The following is a 22,429-nucleotide window of genomic DNA, read 5'->3' as shown; positions in this document are numbered from 1 at the left end:
CCCCCCCCCCCGACTCGGCGACGTACGGGTCAGTCCTGCGACTTCGGGACGTCCGTCCCGCTGTCGGTGTCGTCGGGACCGTCCAGCTCGGTGCCGCCGACCTCGGCGGCCTCGAACGGCGGCAGGTCCGGCAGCTCGCCGACCTTCTGGCCGTCGAAGGTGAACTTCGCGTCCACACCCTCGCCCTCGACGTCCACCAGCACGATCATGCCGGGGCCGACGTCGCCGAAGAGCATCTTCTCGGCGAGCGCGTCCTCGATCTCGCGCTGCACCGTGCGGCGCAGCGGCCGCGCACCGAGGACCGGGTCGAACCCGCGCTCGGCGAGCAGGTCCTTGGCCGCCTGGGTGAGCTCGAGCCGCATGTCGCGGTCGCGCATCCGCAGCTCCACCGACGCGACCATGTTGTCGACCATCTGCACGATCTGCTCGCGCGAGAGGGGCGGGAACACGACGATCTCGTCGACGCGGTTGAGGAACTCCGGGCGGAAGTGCTGCTTGAGCTCGTCGGCGACCTTGGCCTTCATCCGCTCGTAGGAGCCCGCGGCGTCGCCGGACTGCTGGAAGCCCAGGTTGACCGACTTGTTGATGTCGCGGGTGCCGAGGTTGGTCGTCATGATGATGACGGTGTTCTTGAAGTCCACGACCCGGCCCTGCGAGTCGGTCAGGCGACCTTCCTCGAGGATCTGCAGCAGGCTGTTGAAGATGTCCGGGTGGGCCTTCTCGACCTCGTCGAAGAGCACCACGGAGAACGGCTTGCGGCGCACCTTCTCGGTGAGCTGGCCGCCCTCTTCGTAGCCGACGTAGCCGGGAGGCGAGCCGAAGAGCCGCGAGATCGTGTGCTTCTCGCCGAACTCGCTCATGTCGAGCTGGATCAGCGAGTCCTCGTCGCCGAAGAGGAACTCCGCCAGCGTCTTGGACAGCCAGGTCTTACCGACGCCCGAGGGGCCGGCGAAGATGAACGAGCCGCCCGGACGCTTGGGGTCCTTCAGGCCGGCACGGGTACGGCGGATCGCGCGGCTGAGCGCCTTGACGGCCTCGTCCTGCCCGATGACCCGCTTGTGCAGCTCGTCCTCCATCTTGAGCAGCCGGCTCGACTCCTCCTCGGACAGCTTCACGATCGGGATGCCGGTCGCGACGGCGAGGACCTCGGCGATCAGCTCCTCGTCGACCTCCGCGACCTCGTCCATGTCGCCCGCGCGCCACTGCTTCTCGCGCTCGGACTTCTTCAGGATGAGCTGCTTCTCCTCGTCGCGAAGGCGGGCCGCGGCCTCGAAGTCCTGCCCGTCGATCGCCGCCTCCTTGCGCTGGCGGACGTCGCCGATCTTGTCGTCGTACTCGCGCAGGTCGGCGGGGGCCGTCATCCGGCGGATCCGCAGCCGCGAGCCGGCCTCGTCGATCAGGTCGATGGCCTTGTCGGGCAGGAACCGGTCGGAGATGTAGCGGTCGGCCAGCGTCGCGGCGCTGACCAGCGCCTCGTCGGTGATCGTCACCCGGTGGTGCGCCTCGTAGCGGTCGCGCAGGCCCTTGAGCATCTCGATCGTGTGCGCGATCGACGGCTCGGCGACCTGGATCGGCTGGAAGCGACGCTCCAGGGCGGCGTCCTTCTCGAGGTACTTGCGGTACTCGTCGAGGGTGGTCGCGCCGATGGTCTGCAGCTCGCCGCGGGCCAGCATCGGCTTGAGGATGCTGGCGGCGTCGATCGCGCCCTCGGCCGCGCCGGCGCCGACGAGGGTGTGGATCTCGTCGATGAACAGCACGATGTCGCCGCGGGTGCGGATCTCCTTGAGGACCTTCTTCAGCCGCTCCTCGAAGTCACCGCGGTAGCGCGAGCCGGCCACCAGGGCACCCAGGTCGAGGGTGTAGATCTGCTTGTCCTTCAGCGTCTCGGGCACGTTGCCCTTGACGATGTCCTGGGCCAGGCCCTCGACGATCGTCGTCTTGCCGACGCCGGGCTCGCCGATGAGGACCGGGTTGTTCTTCGTACGGCGCGAGAGGATCTGCATGACCCGCTCGATCTCCTGCTCGCGACCGATGACCGGGTCGAGCTTGCCCTCGCGGGCGTCCTGGGTCAGGTTGCGGCCGAACTGGTCGAGCACCAGCGAGGACGAGGGCGCGTCGCCGCTGCCACCGGTGGCGGCCGCGGCGGACTGCGAGGACTCCTTGCCCTGGAAGCCCGAGAGCAGCTGGATGACCTGCTGGCGGACCCGGTTGAGGTCGGCGCCGAGCTTCTGCAGCACCTGGGCCGCGACGCCCTCACCCTCCCGGATCAGGCCGAGCAGGATGTGCTCGGTGCCGATGTAGGAGTGGCCGAGCTGCAGCGCCTCGCGCAGGGACAGCTCGAGCACCTTCTTGGCGCGCGGCGTGAACGGGATGTGACCGCTCGGGGCCTGCTGGCCCTGACCGATGATCTCCTCGACCTGCGCACGCACGGCCTCCAGCGAGATGTCGAGGCTCTCGAGCGCCTTCGCGGCGACACCCTCGCCCTCGTGGATGAGGCCGAGCAGGATGTGCTCGGTGCCGATGTAGTTGTGGGAGAGCATGCGGGCCTCTTCCTGGGCCAGCACGACAACTCGTCGGGCTCGGTCTGTGAACCGCTCGAACATGCGCATCGCTCCTGAAGCTTCAAAGGGGGACCCGTCCCGCCTGGGTAGCGAGGAAGGTGACGAGAGAACTAACCCCGCTCACAGCCTACGCGTTCCCTCCCAGGCGGAAACCGGCATCCGCTGAGAGCGAACAGCCGTTCCGATCCCCCTCAAGTGCCGAGCCGGCGCGAGTTCGCGCCGGGTCGGCGGTGAACTCACGCCGGCTCGCCGCGTGGGGCTCGATCAGTGTGCGGCGTCGAAGGCCTCGCGGACCTCGGCGGAGACGCGACCCCGGTCCGGGACGTCGTGGCCGTTGGCGCGCGCCCAGTCGCGGATCTCCTTCGCGCTCGGCCCGGTGCTCGCGGCCGCGGCGGCGGCCTTGCGGCCGCGACGCGGGGCGCTGCCGACCTTGCGGCCGTGGCCGACGTAGGTGGCGAGGGCGTCTCGCAGCGCGGCGGCGTTCTTCTCGTTCAGGTCGATCTCGTACGACGTGCCGTCGAGACCGAAGGTCACCGTCTCCGAAGCCTCGCTGCCGTCGAGGTCGTCCTCCAGGACGATGTGAATCTTCTGGGCCATGATTCCTCTTTCGCCGTCATCACCGAACGACACCCGACATTCGGATATCGCCGGAATTCTTGCACGAAAAGAAGCCGGTCATCAAACCAAGAATGGCGCGCCCGTCAAACAAATCTTGACGATGGCCGGTTTCCGTCACGAATTGCGGAGGAATACCAGCTCGAGGCCACGCAGCGTCAGCCACGGTGCGTGGTCGGTGAAACAACGGCATTCGTCGACCACCAGCGGCGCGAGATAGCCCGTGGCCACGACGTGCACGGTCTCGGCCGCCACCCCGAGTTCCTCGGTCATCCGGGCGACGATTCCCTCGACCTGACTCGCGACGCCGAAGACCATTCCCGACTGCAATGCCTCGACGGTGTTCTTCGCGATCACCGAGCGGGGTCGCTGGAGCTCGACCTTGCGCAGCTGCGCACCGCGCCGGCCCAGCGCCTCCAGGGAGATCTCGATTCCGGGCGCGATCGCGCCGCCGACGTACTGTCCCTGCTCGCTGACGACGTCGAAGGTCGTGGCCGTGCCGCCGAAATCGACGACGATCGCCGGACCGCCGAATTCGGTCGCGGCGGCCAGCGCGTTGATGATGCGGTCGGATCCCACTTCTCGGGGATTGTCCATCAGCACCGGGACGCCGGTGCGGACGCCGGGCTCCACGACGACGCTGCGCCGCTCGGGGAAATGGCGTACGAGCATGTCGCGCCATTCGTGCAGCACCGCCGGCACCGTCGAGCAGACGGCGATGCCGTCGATCTCCGCGAAATGCTCGGCCAGCAGGCCGCGCAGCAGCGCCGCCCACTCGTCGGAGGTACGCCGCTCGTCGGTCGCCACCCGCCAGTGGGCCAGCACCTCGCCGTTCTCGAGCAACCCGAGAACCGTGTGGCTGTTGCCGATGTCGGCGGCGAGGAGCGGCATCGCGATCAGTCCTCGTGCAGGTCCAGGCCGAGGTCGAAGACCTTGACCGAGTGCGTGAGCGCCCCCGAGGAGATGAAGTCCACTCCGGTCTCGGCGACCTCGCGGGCGCGGTCGAGGGTCAGACCGCCCGATGCCTCGAGGGTGGCCCGGCCCGCGGTGATCCGGACCGCCTCGGCCATCGTCGCGGTGTCCATGTTGTCGAGCAGGATCTCGGTGCAGCCCGCCTCCAGCAGCGCACGGAGCTGGTCGAGGTCGGTCACCTCGACCTCCACCCGCAGGCCGGGGTTGGCGTCGCGGACCGCGACGTACGCCGGCACCACGCCGCCGGCGGCGACCACGTGGTTGTCCTTGACCATCGCCCGGTCGGCCAGGCTGAAGCGGTGGTTGACGCCGCCGCCGCAGCGCACGGCGTACTTCTGCAGGGCGCGGTACGTCGGCAGCGTCTTGCGGGTGTCCAGCACCTTCGCGCTCGTGCCGGCCAGCGCGGTGACCCAGTGCGAGGTGGCCGTCGCGACCCCGGACAGGTGCGAGGCGAAGTTGAGCGCGGTCCGCTCGGCGGTGAGCAGCTCGGAGAACGGTCCGCTCACCCGCATCACCACGTCGCCGGCGCGCACGTGGGTGCCGTCGGGCAGCCGGTCGGTCACCTCCGCCCGCTCGCCCAGCGCGTAGGCGAAGACGAGCGCGGCGATGCCGAGCCCCGCCACCACCCCGTCCTCACGGGCCGCGAAGTCGCCGGTGCCGTGGCCCAGCGGCGGCAGCGCCGCGCTGGTCGCGTCGACGGCGCCGTCGGGGAGGTCCTCCTCGAAGGCCGCCACGACCATCTCGTAGACGCTGCGGGGGTCGAGGCCGGCCTCGGACAGCTCCTCGACGAGCGTGCGGGAGAGGTCGGCGTACGACGTGCGGGCGATCATGCGGCTCCGTCCGTGGGCGGTGAGGGGGCGAAGGCGATGGTGGTCTCGCCGTCGCGCATGCGGACGTCGAAGTGCCCGGCCCAGCGGGCGTCGTCGCGCTCGGGGAAGTCCTCGCGCCAGTGCGACCCGCGGGTCTCCTCGCGCAGCGCGGCCGCCTCGAGCATCGCCCCGGCGAGGGTGAGCAGGTTCGTGGTCTCCCAGGCGGCGACGTCGGGCGTCTCGGCGCCCACCCCGGTCAGCTTGTCGAGATGTCCGGCACCGTCGGCGAGCCCGGTGGCACTGCGCAGCACGCCCGCCCGCAGCGACATCACCTCCTGGAGCTCGGGCCGGACGGAGCCCGACACCAGCCCAGGGGTACGGCGGTCGAGGTCGGCCTCGCTCCACGGGCGCAGCTCGCTCGGGAGGACGGACGCGATCCGGCGGGAGAAGACCAGTCCCTCGAGCAGGGAGTTCGAGGCAAGCCGGTTGGCACCGTGCACCCCGGAGCAGGCGGCCTCGCCGGTGGCGTACAGGCCGGGCACGTCGGTGCGCCCCCACAGGTCGGTCGCCACGCCGCCGGAGGCGTAGTGGCATGCCGGTGCGACCGGGATCAGCTCGGTCACGGGGTCGATCCCGTGCGAGCGGGCGGTGGCCAGGATGGTGGGGAACCGCCGCTCCCAGAACGCCTGTCCGAGGTGCCGGGCGTCGAGCCACATGTGCGGCCGGCCGGTCTCGTTCATCCGCCGCATGATCGTCTTCGCGACCACGTCCCGGGGCGCGAGGTCGGCGAGCTCGTGCACGCCCGCCATGATCCGGTCCCCCTCGAAGTCCACGAGGAACGCGCCCTCGCCACGGACCGCCTCCGAGATCAGCGGCTGCTGGCCGACCGAGTCGGGGCCGAGGTACATGACCGTGGGGTGGAACTGCACGAACTCCAGGTCGCGCAGGGTCGCCCCGGCGCGCAGCGCGATGGCCATGCCGTCTCCGGTGGAGACCGCCGGGTTGGTGGTCTGCGAGAAGACCTGGCCGAGCCCGCCGCTGGCGAGCACGACCGCCCGGCAGTGCACGGCACCCACGCCGTCGCGCTGACCCTCGCCCATCACGTGCAGGGTCACGCCGGCGACGCCGCCGTCGGCGGCGAGCAGCAGGTCCACGGCCAACGCGTGCTGGATGACCTCGATCTCGGGGGCCGCCTCGACCGCCGCGATCAGGGCGCGCTGGATCTCCGCCCCCGTCGCGTCTCCGCCGGCGTGCGCGATCCGGTCGCGGTGGTGACCGCCCTCCCGGGTGAGCGAGAGCTCGCCGTCGGCGCTGTGGTCGAACTGCGCGCCCAGCGCGATCAGCTCGTGCACCGCCTCGGGACCCTCGGTGACCAGGACGCGTACGGCGTCCGCGTCGCACGCGCCCGCACCGGCGACGAGGGTGTCGATCTCGTGCTCGCCGGGGGTGTCCTCCGGGCCGAGCGCGGCGGCGATCCCGCCCTGCGCCCACTGGGTCGAACCGGCGGCGAGCACGTCCTTGGTGACGACGAGGACCCGGTCGCCGCCCGGAGGCAGGGCCTCCCGGAGACGCAGGGCGGCGGTCAGCCCCGCGATCCCCGAGCCGATCACGACGACGTCCGCGCGCGTCGTCCAGCCGGGCTCCGGGGCCGAGAGCCGGCCCGGGACGCGGCGTACCGCTGTGGGAGGCATTCCGGCAGGTTAACGCGTGACGAGCGTGTCGCCGCGGAGCAGTCCGGAACCCTCGACCGCCTCGGCGGGGTCGGCGCCGGTCGCGAGGATCCGGTTGCCCGCGTCGACGAAGACCACGTGCGGCTGCAGCTCGCGCGCCTCCGCGGTGTCCATCTGGGCGTAGGCGATCAGGATCACCAGGTCTCCCGGGTGCACCAGGTGTGCTGCCGCGCCGTTGATGCCGATCACGCCGGAACCGCGCTCGCCCGCGATGGTGTAGGTCTCCAGCCGGGCGCCGTTGGTGATGTCGACGATGTGCACGAGCTCCCCCGGCAGCAGGTCGGCGGCGTCGAGGAGGTCCTCGTCGACCGTCACCGAGCCGACGTAGTGCAGGTCGGCCTGCGTCACCGTGGCCCGGTGGATCTTGCTCTTCATCATGGTGCGCAGCATCAGTGGTTCCCTTCGGCGGTCCCGAGGACCAGCGGCATGTTGTCGATCAGGCGGGTGCTGCCGAGGCGGGCGGCGACCAGGATCCGCGCCTCCGTGCCGGGCGGTACGTCGGCGGGCAGCTCGGTCAGCTCGGGCGTGGTGACGACCAGGTAGTCGACGTCCACGCTCTTGCCGAGCCGCAGCTCGGTGCGCGCCGCGTCGAGCGCGACGTCGACGCCGTACCCGGCGTTCTCCTGGGCCTCGCGGAGCGCCCGGTGCAGCTGCACGGCCTCGGCCCGCTGGTCGGCGTCGAGGAACCGGTTGCGGCTGGAGAGGGCGAGGCCGTCCGGCTCGCGGACCGTCTCGGCGCCCACGATCTCCACGCCGAGGCACAGGTCGGCGACGAGCTGCCGCACCAGCACGAGCTGCTGGTAGTCCTTCTGCCCGAAGACCGCCACGTCCGGGCGGACCAGGCCGAGGAGCTTGGCGACGACCACGAGCATCCCGCGGAAGTGGCCCGGGCGGCTGCGGCCCTCCAGGATGCCCGCGAGCGGGCCGGGGTCGAGGGTGATCTGGGGCTGCCGCCGCTCGGGCCAGCCGGGGTACATCTCCTCGACGCTGGGCGCGAAGACCACGTCGACGCCCTCGCGGGCGCAGATCTCGAGGTCGGCGTCGAGGGTGCGCGGGTAGCGGTCGAGGTCCTCGCCCTCGCCGAACTGCAGCGGGTTGACGAACACCGACGCGACGACGGGGCCGTCCCCGACCCGCTCGCGGGCGGTGCGCATCAGGCTGGCGTGTCCCTCGTGGAGGGCGCCCATGGTCGGCACGAACCCGACCCGCTCCCCCGCGGCCCGGGCGGGCGCCAACAGCGCGGCGAGCTCCGCGCGCGTGTGCGCGAGAGCGGGAGCGCCGCTCACCGGACGTGGGTCCGGTGGGCCTCGGCGTCGACCAGGGCCTCGTCCAGCACCTCGCGGATCCGCTGCGCGCGCAGCGGGACCAGCCGGCCGTCGGTGACCGCGCGGACCAGGGTCGCCCGCGCCATCGCGACGTACGACGGCAACGTGTGGGGCGCGTTCGCGGCGAGGTCGGCGAGGTGGGCGCGCACGGTGCCGAGGTCGCCGCGGACGATCGGCCCCGTGAGCGCGGCGTCGCCCTGGGCCAGCGCGTTGTCGAGCGCGGCCGTCAGCAGCGGACGGAGCGTGCCGGCCGGGTCGTCGGCACCGGCGGCGGCCAGCATCTCCATGGCCTCGCTGACCAGCGTGACCAGGTGGTTGGCGCCGTGGGCCAGACCGGCGTGGTAGAGCGTCCGCATCTCCTCGGGCACCCACATCGGCCGGCCGCCGAGGTCGGCGACCAGCGCCTCGGCCAACGCGCGCTCCTCGGCGCCGGCGGTGAGGCCGAAGACGCAGCCCGCCAGGCGGTCGAGGTCGACGGCGGTGCCGGTGAAGGTCATGGCGGGGTGCAGCGCGACCACCCGCGCGCCGACCGCACGTGCGGCGTCGAGCACGGCCAGGCCGTGGCGCCCGGAGGTGTGCACGACGTACTGGCCGGGGCGCAGCGCGCCGCTCGCGGCCAGCACGTTCACGACGTTGTCGAGCATGTCGTCGGGGACGGTCAGCAGGAGCACGTCGCTCGCGCGGGCCACGTCGCTCGGCTTGGCATGCGCGACCCCGGGCAGCAGGTCGGCGATCCGGTGGCGCGAGGCGTCGGACTCGCCGGCCGCGGCCACGATCGGGTGCCCGGCCCGGCGGAGGGCGGCGGCCAGGACGGCACCGACCCGTCCGGCGCCGACGACGCCGATGCGCAGGGGGCTGGGGACCGCGGCCGGGGCGACGTGGGCGCGCGGGTGCTGCTGGGCCATCTGTTCTCCACATCTCTCGTTCCAGTCCCTCCGACCACTCCGTCTTCGCGACGGAGCCGGGGCGGGTACCGGACGGGTGCCGATGCATGCTTCGTGGTCGAGGCTACGTGGGGCGCCGCCCGCGGGGAACACCCGCCCCTGTGACGAAGCCGACAGAGTGCGGCCTCACGGCAGCCGGTCGAGCAGCGAGCGCAGGAAGGGACCCTCGCGCTCCGCGTCGAAGGTGTACGACGCCTGGATGCCGCGGCCGATCGGCTCGCAGACGACCGCGTCGACCCGGTGCCCGTGGACGGCCGCCATCAGGTACTCGTTGCGGGGGGTGTACGCCGCGCTGCCGACCATGATCACGTGCGTCGGTTCGGGCACGAACGCGATCTGGAACAGCCCGCTGCCGGCGTACCCGGCGACGACCTCGGCGGACCGGAACAGCCGGACCTGCTCGCCCAGCGTGTAGTCCTCGGGGTAGAGGACCTCGAAGCCGTACTCCGCGAAGATCGCCTCGACCTCCGTCCCGTTCACGCAGGCGCGCTTGTCGCTGCGCCGGCCGACGAAGAAGCGGCGCGGCCAGTCCCGGTCCTCGGCCTGGTCGGCCAGCCGGTCGCCGACCTCCCGCCAGGTCTCCGCGATGTGCGGGTGGACGTACTGGGGGTGGCTGAACAGCGGGGTGCCGGCGATGAGCCGGTCCACGCGCACCGGGCGGTCGATGACGACGATGCGGTCGCGCGGGATCCCGGCGGCCTCGTAGAGCATCAGCTCGTACTCGAGCGGGCGGGGGCGCGGCTTGGTGGCCCCGAGCAGGACCCGCACGTCCGGGTCGATCGCCAGCGCCTCGGGCCAGGCCCAGACCCGCGACAGGCTCTCGGTCAGCAGGTGCCCGAAGTGCCCGCGGAACTCGTTGTCGAGGTGCAGGAAGGTGCCCTCCAGCCGCGGCGGCTCCCCCGGTCGCCACGGCTTGGGTACGGCGAAGCGCGGGCCGTACTCGAGCAGCTTGGTGTGGGTCAGCGCGGCCCACTGGTTGTGGCGGTAGGTGTCGGGCAGCAGCACCCGCTCGTCGGTGATCACCTGCCACTTCCCGACGGAGACGTCGCGGTACTCGCGCAGGCTGATGGTGGCGCGGCCGATCGGCCGGTGCATGGGCTGCTTGCGCGGCTCCGGTCCCTCCTCGCCGGGCGGTGCGGCGAGGGGCGGCCCGGCGGGGATCGTCTTCAGCAGCCGGTGCCGCGACGTCCCGGCGCGCAGGTAGTCATTGAACTCGTCCTCGCGCATCTTGGCGAGCACCCGGACGACGTCGTGGGTCAGCAGCAGGTCCGGGCCGGCGACGCGGTGGGTGACGTGCCGGGCGACCACGGCGCGGAACTCGCTCTGCCGTGCCGACTCGACCCCGGGACCGGGCCCCACGGGGTCCAGCAGCGCGCCCAGGTCGCCTCGGCGCGGGCCGAGCTCCGCCGCACCGTCCGGGACCAGGTAGGTCCCGCCGCGACGCAGGTGGAAGAGGGTGGTCTCGAACCGGCGCAGCCGGCCGGCCGGGTCGCCGAGGTCGACGAGGACGTCGAACGGGCCGGCGACGACCATCGCCACGTGCCGCTCGGTCTCGTCGCCGGGGTACGTCGTCACCACGGCGCCCGGCGCGCCGGACCGGATCCGCTCGGCGAGCGTGCCGGTCTCCGCGGCAGCACCGATCAGCGCGACCGACGCGTTCTCGGGGGCCAGTCTCGCGACCACCTCGGTGAGCCGCCGACCCCTGCCGATCCGCCGCGCGGGAGCGCTAGCGCGCCGGAGCTGCCGGGCGACGCGGCGAGCGCCGGGGACCCCGGCCACCGCGGCGACGAGCCGCCGTCTCACCCACGTCGTCCGATCCGACCGCGCGCCCTCCGGGCGAGCTCGCGGACCAGCTCGCGGCCGTCGTACGACTCCAGGCCTCGGGCGGCCGGAGCCGCGTCGAGGTCGGGGTCCGGCGCGGGCTTGGCGTACTCGAGGGCGGAGCGGAACAGCACGTCGGCGACCCGGCCCGCGGAGGTCACGCTGACCATGTCGGGAGGCGTCACGTCCTCGGGGTAGTCCGCCGGGTCGACCAGCAGGTTCTGGAGGTCGCCGATCACGGTCGCGTCCGAGCCCTCGACCGCGGCGATCCAGTCGCGGGTGTACTCGTTGGCCCGCTCCGCCGCCCAGCGCGGGGTGCGGATCGGGTGGACGGGCAGACCCTCGAGCTCGCGCAGCGCGAGCTTGCCGCCCTTGCCCGCGGTGAACATCCAGGTCGCGTGGTCGCCGCCGTTCTCGGTGAAAGCGATGTTGAACGCGCGCAGCATCTCCGACTCGGGGTACGGCGTCGACGCGTTGACGTGCTCCTGCAGCTGCAGGGTGCCCGCCGGGACGCCCATCAGCGCCTCGAACACCCGCAGGTTGGAGTCGCGGTCGTGCGGGTCGGCGACCACGAAGGTCAGCCGGTCCTCGCCGAAGACGCTGCCCCACTGCTCCACGACGCGGCGCAGGCTGAAGCGGTGCAGCTCGGGCATCACCCGGGTCAGCTCCACGTGGAGGGTGCCGTCGGGCGAGACGGCGTCGAACTGGCGCCGGAGCCAGTGGTCGAGCGGGTCGGTGCCGCGGCGGCGCAGCACCTCCTGCCACTGGGAGGCGAGGAGCGGGGCCAGGGGGCGCAGCGTGAGCACGACGTGCGTGTCCGGGCCGAGCCGCTCCGAGAGGAGCCTGATCCGATCCGGCGCCGCCTGGGAGAGGGTCTCACTCGACCAGAGCGTGCAGCGCGACGTCGAGGTGCGGAAGTTCTCCGCGAGCTGCTGCCAGCGCTCCTCGCGCCGGTCGGGCCAGTACGGCGGCAGCGTGCCGGCGGCGGCCAGCGCGGTCCGCATCTCGTGGCGTCCCTTGCCCATCAGCCGGACGCCGAGGTCGGCGAGCTGCGGCCGGGCATCGTGCAGCGCGGCCTGGAGGGCCGTCGTACCGGTCTTGGGCATGCCGATGTGGATCAGTCCCGCCCCGTCCGGCAGGGCCGAACCCGTGCTCGCTGAGCGCATTCGACTCGTCAACTCCTTGCTCGCCGTCCACCCGTGGCCTCCGGGCGGTCCGACCATATATCGGCATCCATGCTCGACCCCCGCCGTCCGGCCACCGGCCGCTCCCGCGACGCGATGTAGGCTGCTCGACGCCCTCCTGCCGGACCATCGAAGGATTCCCAGCTCGTGAAGAACGTCGCCGTTCTCCTGGCCGGCGGGGTCGGCGTCCGCGTCGGTCTCGACGTCCCCAAGCAGCTCGTCAAGATCGCCGGACGCCCCATCATGGAGCACACGCTCGCGATCCTGGACGCCCACGAGGACGTCGACGAGATCCTGGTGCTGATGACGCCGGGCCACCTCGACGCCGTGCACGCGATGGTGCGCACCGGCGGCTACGAGAAGGTCACCCAGATCCTCGAGGGCGCCGAGACCCGCAACGACACCACCCGCCGCGCGCTCGAGGCGCTGGGCGAGGAGGACTGCCACGTGCTGCTGCACGACGCGGTCCGCCCGCTGCTGAGCCCGCGGATCATCACCGACTGCTTCGAGGCGCTGCAGACGTACGGCGCCGTCGACGTCGCCATCCCCTCGGCCGACACGATCATCGAGGTCGGACCCGACAACACGATCCGCGACATCCCGCCGCGGGCCGCGCTGCGCCGTGGCCAGACGCCGCAGGCCTTCCGCGCCTCGGTCCTGAAGGCGGCGTACGCGCAGGCCGAGCTCGACCCTGCGTTCGAGGCCACCGACGACTGCACCGTGGTGCTGCGCTACCGCCCCGACGTGCCCATCTGGGTGGTCCCGGGCGACGAGCGGAACATGAAGGTCACCGAGCCGATCGACCTCTACCTGGCCGACAAGCTCTTCCAGCTCACCCAGAGCGACCTGCCGCCGACGCGCGAGCCCGAGGCGTACCGCGAGGTGCTCACCGGCAAGGTGATGGTGGTCTTCGGCGGAAGCTACGGCATCGGCGCCGACATCGCCCGGCTCGGCGAGGAGTACGGCGCCACCGTCGTCACCTTCAGCCGCTCCACGACCGGCACCCACGTCCAGCGCCGCGAGGACATCGCGAAGGCCGCCGCCGAGGTCGTGGCCGCCCACGGCCGGGTCGACTACGTCGTGAACACCGCCGGGGTGCTGCCGCGCGGTGCGCTGCTGGACTGCACCGACGAGACCATCTGGGCCGCGACGGAGATCAACTACATCGCGCCCATCCTCATCGCCCAGGTCTTCCACCCGCACCTGAAGGAGACCCGCGGCAGCCTGCTGCTGTTCACGTCCAGCTCCTACACCCGCGGGCGCAGCGGCTACAGCCTCTACTCCTCGGCCAAGGCCGCCACGGTCAACCTGACGCAGGCGCTCGCCGACGAGTGGGCCGCCGACCACGTCCGGGTCAACTGCATCAACCCCGAGCGGACCGGCACCCCCATGCGCACCAAGGCGTTCGGCGAGGAGCCCGCCGACTCGCTGCTGGAATCCGTCGCCGTCGCCCGCGCCTCGCTCGACACCCTGATCGCCGGCGGCACCGGCCACCTCATCGACCTCCGCCGCGCCGACCCCATCGCGCTGGCGATGCAGGAGACGGCGTACGACGACGAGGCCTGAGCCACCCGCTGGTCGAGCAGCGAAGGACGGAGTCCTGAGCGCCCGTCGAGACCCCCGCAGGTGACGGCTGACGGTGGTTGCCGTCGTACGTCGGCCCGCTCGGTTTCGAGGCTCGCTCCGCTCGCACCTCAACCAGCGGCGCTGGTTGAGGTGCGAAGGACGAAGTCCTGAGCCTCGAAACCCAGCGAGCCGAAGGCCGGCGTCGGTTGCTGCTGCTTCTCGTCGTACGAGGTTTCGAGGCTCGCTCCGCTCGCACCTCAACCAGCGTCAGCCAACGCTGGTTGAGGTGCGAAGGACGAAGTCCTGAGCCTCGAAACCCGGTGAGCCGAGGGTCGGCGTCGGTTGCTGCTGCTTCTCGGCTTGCGAGGTTTCGAGGCTCGCTCCGCTCGCACCTCAACCAGCGCTGGGCCCAGCGTCAGCCCCAGAACGCCTTGACCACGCGCTCGGCGCTGTGGCCGTCCTGCAGGTAGTTGTAGGTGCGGTGGAAGTCCTCGATGGCGCCGGCGTACTCCTCGGTGAGGCGGGGCAGGCGGCGGAGCCAGTCGATGACCTCGTCGGCGGTGTCGACGAGGGGGCCGGGGGCGGAGTCCTCGAACGGGTAGAGGAAGCCGCGGACGCCGCCGGTGTACGCCGCGAGGTCGGGCACCAGGAAGATCATCGGCCTCCGGGCCAGCGCCACGTCGAAGCGGAGCGAGGAGTAGTCGAGCACCGCGGCGTCCGAGGCGAGGATCAGGTCGTTGATCTCCGGGTAGCCGCTCACGTCGAGCAGCCGCGCCTGGGTCTCGGCCTCGGCGTCCGGGCGCATGTGGAAGCGGTGCCCGCGCATCAGGAAGACGTAGTCCGGGCCGAGGCGGCGGCTGGCCGACTCGAGGTCGAGGTGGTGGATCATCTCGGCCGAGCGCCAGTTCGTGGCCAGGTCGTCGCGCCAGGTGGGCGCGTAGAGCACGACCTTCTGCTCCGGCGAGATGCCGAGCCGGCGCCGGGTCTCGGCCCGGACCTGCTCGGCCGACGCGTCGACCAGGGCGTCGTCGCGGGGGTAGCCGGCGCTGTGGATCGGGCCGTCGTACCGGTACTCCTCGCGGTAGTAGACGTCCATCTCCGGCGCCGGGGTGAGGATCAGGTCCCAGTCGCGCGAGGTGCGGTCCAGCTCGAGGCGGATCCGGCGCGGGGTGTAGCCCTTGGCCTCCCACATCCGGATGCCCATGGACTTCGCGGGGTAGCCGTGGAAGGTCTGCAGCAGCGACTGTCCCGGCCGCTTGGCGAACCACCGGTCGACGTCGATGTTCAGGCACAGGTAGCGGGCGGTCGTGAGCACGCGGTACCACTCGCGCGAGCGCATCAGCACCGGCACCGCGCCCTCGGGCAGTTGCGAGGAGCTGTCGGTGACGCCCCAGTAGAGCGTCAGCTCGGGATGGGTACGACGCAGCTCGTGGTGGATGGCCAGCTGGCTGTCGGTCGCGGTCGCCCCGTCGTACGACTGCAGGTACACGGCGTTCGCCTCGATCGGCTCGGTGTGGGTGCGCGCCCAGGCCTGCAGGGTGTGCTGGCCGAAGGGGCCGCGCTCGTCGTCCGCGAGCGGCGGGAGCAGCTGCACCCCGGGCCCGCGGGCGGTCCGCGCCGCGCGGAAGCGGTAACCGTGGTCGACGGTGAAGTCGAGGATCCGGTCGAGAACGGGAGCGCCCAGCGTCACCCGGGCTGCCGGGCCGGCGACCCCGTCGAGCTCGAAGACGTACGACCCCGGGGGCACCGGGGCGGCGCCGAGACCCCACGGGTCCCACCCGGTGGGCAGCGAGGCGCGGACGACGCCGTCGGAGCCCGTGCGCAGCTCCGCGCCGAGGCGGGCCGGCCCGAGCAGCTCCACGCGACCTCCGGCCGCGGGCGTGCCGAGCCAGGTGCCGGTGAGCTCGATGGTCTCCGCGGCCAGCTCCACACGGTCGAGGACGAGCACCCCGTCGGCTTCGAGCACGTCGACGTCGCCGGTGCCGGAGCGGCTCAGGACGACGCCGCCCTGGCCCTCGCCGAGCCAGGTGCGGTCGTCGGCCGGCCAGCCCACGGGGAGCGGGCCGCCGCTCTCAGGGAGAGCGACCAGCGTCCAGCGGGCGAACTCGCGGCCGACCCACGGCTGCGGGACCTCGAGGTCGAAGCGCAGCAGGTCGCCGTCCTGTCGCAACAGCACCCGCTTCTCGAGGGTGCCCATCGAGACCTGGAGGGAGCGCAGCGCGACCGAGCCGGGACGGACGGCGCCGACGAGGCGGCGGCCGGTGATCCGGGCCTCGACCAGGCGCGGGCCCTCGTCGCGGCGTACCTCGATCCGGAAGCGGGCGCCCTTGCGCACGGGGTCGACGCGTCGGTCGCCGTGCAGGCGGGCGCCGACGTGGCCGTGCCACAGGGCGCCGGCCATCCCGCGCTCGTCGAAGCGGGTCACGCCGCCGCGGCGCTCCAGACCCTGGGTCCGCATCCGGACGTCGAGGGTCCACCGGGCATCGGCCGAGGTCGCCCCGGCGAGGGCGGCGGTGTCGACGTACGCCCGGAACGTGCCGTGCGACCAGTCCTGGTAGCTGCGGCCCTCCAGGTGGTTGACCGTCGGGTCGACGCGCTGCTCGATCTCCAGCGGGACCCGCTCGTCGCCGCCGGTCCGGACCAGCTGCACCCGCAGGTCCGGGAGCTCGTCGACGCTCACGTGGTCGACGTACGCGACCAGGTCGAGCTCGAGGCGCTCGGGGGCGACCCATCGGACGTTGCGCAGGACGACGACCAGCGGGGTCTCCTGCTCGGTCATCACGTAGCAGTCGTCCGGTACGCCGACCTCGGGGTCACCCCGGAACGGCAGGTCGGCGACGACCACGCCGTCGACGACGTGGGTCGGCCGGTTGTCGCGCTCGAAAAGGCGGCTGGTGACCAGCTCCTCCAGCTCGGCGCGGCGGCCGGCCTGCAGCAGCCAGAGCCGGACCCGCGACTCCGAGCTCAGCGAGCGCCACGCCTGGTCGCCGGCCGAGCGCAGCAGCAGCTGCACGTGGTCGCGCAGCCGGGTCCACTGCTCCTCGGTGGCGCGCTCGACGTCGGAGACGAAGGGCTGGATGGCGGTGTCGAGCACGCCCCACAGCCACCAGTCGCTGACGTCGGCGCGGTCGAGCCGCTCCAGCTGCGCCCAGGTGCGCTCGTGGTCCAGCAGCCACTCGTCGAGACCGGCGAGCACGTCGGTCATCGCGCCGACGCTGACCCCGTCGCGCCGGCCGGTCGGCACGTAGGTCTCCTCGGCGAGCAGGTCGAAGGAGGTCGCGCGGGCGTAGGAGTCGAGGGCGACGTCGACGCCGCGGGGGCGCTCCGGGCTGAACTGCAGGCCCGACGTCGTCCAGAACCGGCTCCGGAACATCCGGTTGCCGAGTCCGAGGTCGGTCACCGCGACCGGTGCGGTGGCCAGGTCGGTGCCGATCAGGTCAGTCTCGTGGGCGGCGCGGAAGGGCGAGTCGACGTGCCGGCCGGGAGGACCGGGCGGGAGCGCCATCCGTCCGACCGCGAAGTCCGAGCCGGACTGCTGCAGCACCTCGGTGAGCCGCTCGAAGGCCTGCCGCGGCAGGTTGTCCCCGCCGCCGACGAAGATCAGGTAGACGCCCTTCGCGTCGGCCGCGCCGCGGTTGCGCGCCATGGCGGCGTCGGGCGCGTCGTCCTTGGCAAGGACGATCCGCCAGTCGGCGTCGGCGTGCTCGCCGGCGATCCGGCGCACCTCGGCGCACCTGCCCCACGGCTGCACCCGGATCTCCAGGCTGCGGTAGAGCTGCCCGCGCAGCTCGTCCAGGCAGGGTCCGATCCGGGTGGACTCCTCGTCGCTGACGGCCAGCACGACGGTCACCAGCGGGTCCCCCCAACCGCTCCGGAAGCGGCGACTGGCCCGACCGATCGGACCGCGGATCCCTCGCGGGGTGGCCTTGCCGACCCGGACCAGGGCCTGGGTCAGCCGTTGCCGTGGACGCACCGACGACTCTCCTCTCGACACCTGCAGGGGCGTGGCGATGCTACCGGCCGCCCTGCCGTCGGAGGCGGTCAGGCCGTGGCGACCCGTCCCCCGCGCCAGGTGGCGCCCGCGCGCAGCCCGCGGGCGTAACGCCCGCCGAGCCGGAAGGCCCACCGCGGGATCGACGGGTCCTCCCACAGCGGCAGGTGCACGTAGAACTCCCCGTCGTCGCCCTGCTCGACCGGGAAGTCGCGCACCACCCGGCCGCCGGCGCGGTTGAAGGCCTCGACGTCGGCGCGGCGCTCCTCGCCGATCAGGTGGTAGACGACCTTGTGCTGGGCGTCGACCCGGTCCCAGAAGGTGTGGTCGGGCATCTCCGAGAGCAGCCCGCGCACCTCCTCGACCAGGGCCTGCCAGTAGACCTCGTCGGCCTCCTCGACCCGGCGGATCGTGGAGCCGAAGTCGTTGTTGAGGTAGTGCGTGAGCCGGGCGTCGTGGAGCTTGCGACCGCTGACGACCTGGAGGATCTCCAGCGACTCGCGGGCGGTGCGGAAGCGGTCCCTCATGTTGGCCAGGGACAGCACCTGCTGGGTCATCGACGAGCGGTCGTCGCGCGCCCGCCAGGCGACCGTCGGCTCGGTGAGGGAGTCGACGGACCGGGCGTGGGCGAAGGCCCGCGCGCTGACCAGCTGGTCCTGGTAGTAGCCGGGCAGCGCGAACTCGCGGACGGAGTCGTCCCAGAACGAGCGGCGGTAGAGCTTGCTCCACTGCACCGCGTTGACCATCATCGTCGGCCGCTCCGTCACGGCCGCGCCGAGCATCTCCTTGGCGTGGGCTCGGCGGATCCAGGGCGCGGGCGGCTCCTGCTCCCCGTCCCGGATGCGGATGTACGACGCCTGCGCGAAGTCGGATCCCGTCGTGCGCAGCGAGCGCACCATTCGCTCGTAGGCGCCGGGCAGGAGCACGTCGTCGCCGTCGAGGAAGGTCAGGAACTCGCCGGTGGCCTGGGCGATGGCGAGGTTGCGCGCGGCGTTCGGGCCGCTGTTGGCCTGGTCCAGCACCCGGAGGCGGTCGTCCGAGCCCGCGAGCCCGTCGAGGATCGCGCGGGTGCCGTCGGTCGAGCCGTCGTCCACGACGACCAGCTCCACGTCGCGGTGGCTCTGCCCGAGCACGGATCCCACCGCCTCGGCGATGTACGGGGCGACGTTGTAGGCGGGCATGACCACGCTGACCCGGCCCTCGACCCGGCGCTTCTCCCGCCGCCGTCGTTCGCGCGGCGACATCGGCCCCGGATGCGCCAGCACCCCGAGCCGGGGCGTGAGCACGTCGCCGTCCGCCATCACGTCCTCCTTCGACCGCGCGCCTGGCCACCGACCGGCAGGCCGCGCGGTCGTGGATTCTGCCTCATCCCCGACGACCGCGCGGCGCTCGGTGCCGCCCTCAGAGCAGGTCGGCGGAGGCGAGGAAGTCGGCAGCGACGTCCTCGGCCTTCTCGCGGTCCACCTGGACCCGGACGAGCAGCTCGGCGAGGGTCTCGTTGTCGAGCGCGGCCATCAGGGCGTTGAGCGGGTCCGCCACGTCGGGGTGCTCGTCGAGGAACGCCGTCGACACCGCGGGCACCAGGTTCTGCGCGGGCTGGATGCCGAGGTCGTCCTCCAGCAGGAGCAGGCCCTGCTCCTCGAGCGTGCCGTCGAGGGTGCTGGTCTGGCCGAGCTGCGCCTCGCCGTCGAGGACGGCCTTGAAGGTCTCCGGCGACGCGTAGCCGAGCGGCTCCAGGGTGATGTCGATGCCGTAGGTGTCGACCAGGCCCTTCTCGCAGTCCGCGCGGCCCTTGCAGTCCGGCGCGGCGGCCAGGGTGACCTGCTGGCCCTTCAGGTCGGAGAGCGCGGTGACGTCGGGCGAGGCCTCGGTGCTCACGAAGTAGCCGTTGGCCGAGAACGCCGGGGACGGGTCGAGCAGGGTCAGGCCCTTCTCCTCCAGCAGCGCGGAGCCCGCCTCGATCGTCTCCGCGGCGTCGCTCGTCGAGATCGGCGCGGCGTCGGGACCGTTGGCGTCGGTGTTGAGCTGGTCGACGATGCCGGCGACGTACTCCGGGGCGATCTGGACGGCGTCGGGCATCTCGCCGAGGTAGGCCGGCCGGGTGTCGACCAGGCGGGTCTCGACGTCGTAGCCCTCGGCCTCCAGCACCTGCTGGTACATCGCGGTGACCAGGGCGGCCTCGTCGAAGCTCTGGCTGCCGATCACGACCGAGGTGCCCTCACCTCCGCCCGAGGTCGCGGGGTCGTCGGCGGAGTCGGAGTCGAGGTCGTCGCCCGCGCACGCGGTGACGAGGAGGAGCAGGCCGGCGCTGAGGGCCGTGGCGAGCGGGCGTCGTAGCAACATGGTGAACCTTCTGTGTCCCGTGGCCGCGGCCACGCGTGTCCGGTGCGAGGTGAGCGGGTCCGCTCAGCCCCGAGTGGGTGCTTCGGCAACCGTAGACCCGGACGCCGACAGTTGGGCGCCACGTTCGGGTGACGGGGCGCGTCGGACCGGCTCGGCGACCCGCTGCAGCAGGGCGGCGAACAGCTCCAGGAACAGCGCGACGACCGCCACCACGACCGCGCCCGCGAGACCCTGCCCGTAGTCGTTGCGGGCGAAGCCCTCGGTGATGATCCGGCCCAGTCCGGGTCCGGCCACCAGGGCGGCGATTGTCGCGGTGGCCCAGAGCTGGACCAGCGCCAGCCGCACGCCGGAGGCCACGACCGGCAGGGCGAGCGGCAGCTCGACCCGGCGGAACCGCTGCCACGACGACATGCCCATCCCGTCGGCCGCCTCCAGGATCTCCGCGGGGACCTCGCGGACCCCGACGTAGGCGTTGGTGATGAGCGGCGGGAGCGCGAAGAGGACGAGTGCGATCAGGGTCGCGAGGCCCGCCCGGCCGTAGGGACCGAAGTCGGCGGAGCCCGGCCAGTCCGCGGCGACCAGGAGCGCGAGCAGGGCGAAGGTCGGGACGGCCCGGCCGATGTTGGAGATGTTGATGGCCAGGAAGCCGCCGCGACCGAGGTGCCCCAGCCAGAGCGCCAGTGGGAGGCCGATCAGCACGGCCAGCGCCAGCGCGGTGCCGGTGATCAGCAGCTGCTCGAGCAGGCGTGCCACGATGCCGCCGGACCCCGACCAGTTGGCACCGTCGGTGAGGTAGCTCCAGGTCTCGGAGAAGACGTTCACGAGGGCACCGCCCGGGTCCACGGCGTCAGGACCCGCTGGAGCAGGACCAGGAGGGCGTCGAGCACGACCGCCAGGGCAACGCAGAGCGCCGCCGCCGTGACGAGCTCGGCCCGGAAGTCACGCTGCACCCCGTGCGAGATCAGGTTGCCGAGGCCGCCGTACGCGACCAGCGTGCCGACCGTCGTGAGCGCGACCGTCGAGACCGCGGCGACCCGGAGCCCGGCCATCGCGACGGGCAGGGCGAGCGGGAGCTCGACGCGCAGCAGCAGCCGGGCGCGGCCGTGGCCGAGGCCCGTCGCCGCCTCGCGGACCTCGTCGGGGACCGACGCGAGCCCGTCGAGCAGGGCGCGGACCAGGATCGTCAGCGCGTAGAGACCCAGCCCGATCACGACGGTGGTCGCCGACAGGCCCGTGAACGGGACGAGCAGCGGGAAGAGGGCGAGCGAGGGGATCGTGTAGAGCCCGGTGCTCAGGCCCAGCACCGCCGACTGCAGCTTCGGCACCCGGCGTACCAGCAGGGCCAGGGGGAAGGCGAGCACGACGCCCAGCACCAGGGCGGCGAGGGTGATCGCGATGTGCTGGACCAGCGCGTCGGTGATCTCCTCGTGCCGGTCCTCGACGTACTGCCAGCAGAACCACTCGTTGACGAACCTGCTGTAGCAGCTCGGCTCCGCCGCGGAGCCGGCCGCCGTCGGTACTGTCACGGTCATGGAACGTACCCCGACGGGCGCCTCCGACACGATGATCCGCCTCTCGGGCGTGGGAAAGACGTACGCCGACGGCACGGTCGCCGTCCACGACCTCGACCTGGAGGTGGGACGCGGCGAGCTGGTCTGCTTCGTCGGACCCTCCGGATGCGGCAAGTCGACGACGCTCAAGATGATCAACCGGCTGATCGAGCCCACGACCGGGACGATCGAGATCGACGGCGAGGACGTGACGCACCAGGACCCGGTGAGGCTGCGGCGCGGGATCGGCTACGTCATCCAGCAGGTCGGGCTGTTCCCGCACCAGAGGATCGTCACCAACGTGATGACCGTGCCGCTGCTGTACGGCGAGTCCAAGGCGACCGCCCGCCGTCGGGCCCACGAGCTGATGGAGCTGGTCGGCCTGGACCCGGCGACGTACGCCGACCGCTACCCGCACCAGCTCTCCGGCGGTCAGCGCCAGCGCGTCGGCGTAGCCCGGGCACTGGCCGCCAACCCGCCGGTGCTGCTGATGGACGAGCCGTTCGGCGCCGTCGACCCGGTCGTGCGGGTGCGTCTGCAGGACGAGTTCCTGCGCCTGCAGCGCGAGCTCGACAAGACCGTCGTGCTGGTCACCCACGACATCGACGAGGCGGTGCGGATGGGCGACCGGGTCGCGGTCTTCGCCACCGGCGGCCGGCTCGCCCAGCACGGCACCCCCGCCGAGGTACTCGGCCGGCCCGCCGACGACTTCGTCGCGGACTTCGTGGGCTCCACCCGGGGCCTGCGCCGGCTCAGCGTCACCCGGATCGACCCCGCGCACCTGGAGCCGCTCGACGGCGTGAGCACCGGCGCCCTGGGCGCGGTCGTCGACGTCGACGCCTCGCTCGAGGAGGCGCTCGCCGTACTCCTGCGCGACGACCGGGGCCTGGTCGGCGTCAAGGACGGCGCGCGCTTCGTCGGCGTACTCACCCCGAACGGGATCCACCGCGCCCTGCGCGCCTCCCTCGCCGACCCGGCGTGAGTGTGGTGCCGACCCGGCGCGAGTTCGCGCCGGGTC

Annotated in this window: 17 protein-coding genes; 2 read left to right on the top strand and 15 right to left on the bottom strand. The window is 72.5% G+C overall.

Going from position 1 to position 22,429, the window contains the following annotated elements:
- Window positions 1–29: 29 nt before the first annotated feature.
- From VMF51_RS01210 to VMF51_RS01165, 10 genes are all read right to left on the bottom strand, one after another.
- Window positions 30–2,603, bottom strand: coding sequence for an ATP-dependent Clp protease ATP-binding subunit (locus VMF51_RS01210; RefSeq protein ID WP_325472556.1), 2,574 nt, complete (start codon window positions 2,601–2,603; stop codon window positions 30–32).
- A 222-nt stretch (window positions 2,604–2,825) separates the two neighbouring features.
- Complete coding sequence (locus tag VMF51_RS01205; protein WP_325472555.1) at window positions 2,826–3,158, bottom strand: Lsr2 family protein; 333 nt, start codon at window positions 3,156–3,158, stop codon at window positions 2,826–2,828.
- A gap of 135 nt (window positions 3,159–3,293) precedes the next feature.
- Entirely contained in the window at window positions 3,294–4,067 is a 774-nt protein-coding gene (locus tag VMF51_RS01200; protein ID WP_325472554.1) for a type III pantothenate kinase, read from the bottom strand.
- Between the two features lie 5 nt (window positions 4,068–4,072).
- Complete coding sequence (gene nadC / locus VMF51_RS01195; RefSeq protein ID WP_325472553.1) at window positions 4,073–4,978, bottom strand: carboxylating nicotinate-nucleotide diphosphorylase; 906 nt, start codon at window positions 4,976–4,978, stop codon at window positions 4,073–4,075.
- Window positions 4,975–6,648 (bottom strand): L-aspartate oxidase, encoded by a 1,674-nt coding sequence (locus tag VMF51_RS01190; RefSeq protein WP_325472552.1) that lies wholly within the window; start codon window positions 6,646–6,648, stop codon window positions 4,975–4,977. The genes nadC and VMF51_RS01190 overlap by 4 nt, the downstream gene beginning before the upstream one ends.
- Window positions 6,649–6,657: 9 nt before the next feature.
- Entirely contained in the window at window positions 6,658–7,077 is a 420-nt protein-coding gene (gene panD / locus VMF51_RS01185) for an aspartate 1-decarboxylase (RefSeq protein ID WP_325472551.1), read from the bottom strand.
- Window positions 7,077–7,973, bottom strand: a complete 897-nt coding sequence (gene panC / locus VMF51_RS01180; protein ID WP_325472550.1) for a pantoate--beta-alanine ligase — start codon at window positions 7,971–7,973, stop codon at window positions 7,077–7,079. Before panC ends, panD begins: the two co-directional genes overlap by 1 nt.
- Complete coding sequence (locus VMF51_RS01175) at window positions 7,970–8,917, bottom strand: Rossmann-like and DUF2520 domain-containing protein (RefSeq protein ID WP_325472549.1); 948 nt, start codon at window positions 8,915–8,917, stop codon at window positions 7,970–7,972. Before VMF51_RS01175 ends, panC begins: the two co-directional genes overlap by 4 nt.
- 165 nt (window positions 8,918–9,082) lie before the next feature.
- Window positions 9,083–10,759: a glycosyltransferase family 61 protein gene (locus VMF51_RS01170; RefSeq protein ID WP_325472548.1), complete on the bottom strand. Its 1,677-nt coding sequence runs from the start codon at window positions 10,757–10,759 to the stop codon at window positions 9,083–9,085.
- Entirely contained in the window at window positions 10,756–11,943 is a 1,188-nt protein-coding gene (locus tag VMF51_RS01165; protein WP_325472547.1) for a sulfotransferase, read from the bottom strand. Before VMF51_RS01165 ends, VMF51_RS01170 begins: the two co-directional genes overlap by 4 nt.
- Before the next feature lie 165 nt (window positions 11,944–12,108).
- Here VMF51_RS01165 and VMF51_RS01160 point away from each other — a divergent pair, with 165 nt between their 5' ends.
- Complete coding sequence (locus VMF51_RS01160; protein WP_325472546.1) at window positions 12,109–13,527, top strand: bifunctional cytidylyltransferase/SDR family oxidoreductase; 1,419 nt, start codon at window positions 12,109–12,111, stop codon at window positions 13,525–13,527.
- A 415-nt stretch (window positions 13,528–13,942) separates the two neighbouring features.
- Here VMF51_RS01160 and VMF51_RS01155 read toward each other — a convergent pair whose 3' ends face one another.
- From VMF51_RS01155 to VMF51_RS01135, 5 genes are all read right to left on the bottom strand, one after another.
- Window positions 13,943–17,500, bottom strand: coding sequence for a bifunctional glycosyltransferase/CDP-glycerol:glycerophosphate glycerophosphotransferase (locus VMF51_RS01155; protein WP_325472545.1), 3,558 nt, complete (start codon window positions 17,498–17,500; stop codon window positions 13,943–13,945).
- A gap of 68 nt (window positions 17,501–17,568) precedes the next feature.
- Window positions 17,569–18,819 (bottom strand): glycosyltransferase family 2 protein, encoded by a 1,251-nt coding sequence (locus VMF51_RS01150; RefSeq protein ID WP_325472544.1) that lies wholly within the window; start codon window positions 18,817–18,819, stop codon window positions 17,569–17,571.
- Window positions 18,820–18,919: 100 nt separating this feature from the next.
- Window positions 18,920–19,861, bottom strand: a complete 942-nt coding sequence (locus VMF51_RS01145; protein ID WP_325472543.1) for a glycine betaine ABC transporter substrate-binding protein — start codon at window positions 19,859–19,861, stop codon at window positions 18,920–18,922.
- A gap of 63 nt (window positions 19,862–19,924) precedes the next feature.
- The gene (locus VMF51_RS01140) at window positions 19,925–20,683 is read right to left on the bottom strand and encodes an ABC transporter permease (protein WP_325472542.1); all 759 of its coding nucleotides are present in this window, start codon (window positions 20,681–20,683) and stop codon (window positions 19,925–19,927) included.
- A complete protein-coding gene (locus tag VMF51_RS01135; RefSeq protein WP_325472541.1) occupies window positions 20,680–21,393 on the bottom strand; it encodes an ABC transporter permease in 714 nt (237 codons plus the stop codon). The genes VMF51_RS01140 and VMF51_RS01135 overlap by 4 nt, the downstream gene beginning before the upstream one ends.
- Here VMF51_RS01135 and VMF51_RS01130 point away from each other — a divergent pair.
- Window positions 21,392–22,393 (top strand): ABC transporter ATP-binding protein, encoded by a 1,002-nt coding sequence (locus VMF51_RS01130; RefSeq protein ID WP_325472540.1) that lies wholly within the window; start codon window positions 21,392–21,394, stop codon window positions 22,391–22,393. The two genes, VMF51_RS01135 and VMF51_RS01130, sit on opposite strands and share 2 nt — an antisense overlap.
- The last annotated feature ends 36 nt before the right edge of the window (window positions 22,394–22,429 follow it).

Origin of the sequence: Nocardioides sp. (assembly GCF_035503875.1) — a bacterium.
GTDB lineage: Bacteria > Actinomycetota > Actinomycetes > Propionibacteriales > Nocardioidaceae > Nocardioides.
This window is presented reverse-complemented; position numbering and strand designations above follow the sequence as displayed.

Excerpts from the sequence above, each read along its gene's own strand:
- VMF51_RS01200 (WP_325472554.1), bottom strand. The coding sequence starts at position 4,067 with ATGCCGCTCCTCGCCGCCGACATCGGCAACAGCCACACGGTTCTCGGG.
- panD (WP_325472551.1), bottom strand. The coding sequence starts at position 7,077 with ATGCTGCGCACCATGATGAAGAGCAAGATCCACCGGGCCACGGTGACG.
- VMF51_RS01165 (WP_325472547.1), bottom strand. The coding sequence starts at position 11,943 with ATGCGCTCAGCGAGCACGGGTTCGGCCCTGCCGGACGGGGCGGGACTG.
- VMF51_RS01175 (WP_325472549.1), bottom strand. The coding sequence starts at position 8,917 with ATGGCCCAGCAGCACCCGCGCGCCCACGTCGCCCCGGCCGCGGTCCCC.
- VMF51_RS01210 (WP_325472556.1), bottom strand. The coding sequence starts at position 2,603 with ATGTTCGAGCGGTTCACAGACCGAGCCCGACGAGTTGTCGTGCTGGCC.
- VMF51_RS01135 (WP_325472541.1), bottom strand. The coding sequence starts at position 21,393 with ATGACCGTGACAGTACCGACGGCGGCCGGCTCCGCGGCGGAGCCGAGC.
- VMF51_RS01130 (WP_325472540.1), top strand. The coding sequence starts at position 21,392 with ATGGAACGTACCCCGACGGGCGCCTCCGACACGATGATCCGCCTCTCG.
- nadC (WP_325472553.1), bottom strand. The coding sequence starts at position 4,978 with ATGATCGCCCGCACGTCGTACGCCGACCTCTCCCGCACGCTCGTCGAG.
- VMF51_RS01150 (WP_325472544.1), bottom strand. The coding sequence starts at position 18,819 with ATGGCGGACGGCGACGTGCTCACGCCCCGGCTCGGGGTGCTGGCGCAT.
- VMF51_RS01190 (WP_325472552.1), bottom strand. The coding sequence starts at position 6,648 with ATGCCTCCCACAGCGGTACGCCGCGTCCCGGGCCGGCTCTCGGCCCCG.
- VMF51_RS01145 (WP_325472543.1), bottom strand. The coding sequence starts at position 19,861 with ATGTTGCTACGACGCCCGCTCGCCACGGCCCTCAGCGCCGGCCTGCTC.
- VMF51_RS01205 (WP_325472555.1), bottom strand. The coding sequence starts at position 3,158 with ATGGCCCAGAAGATTCACATCGTCCTGGAGGACGACCTCGACGGCAGC.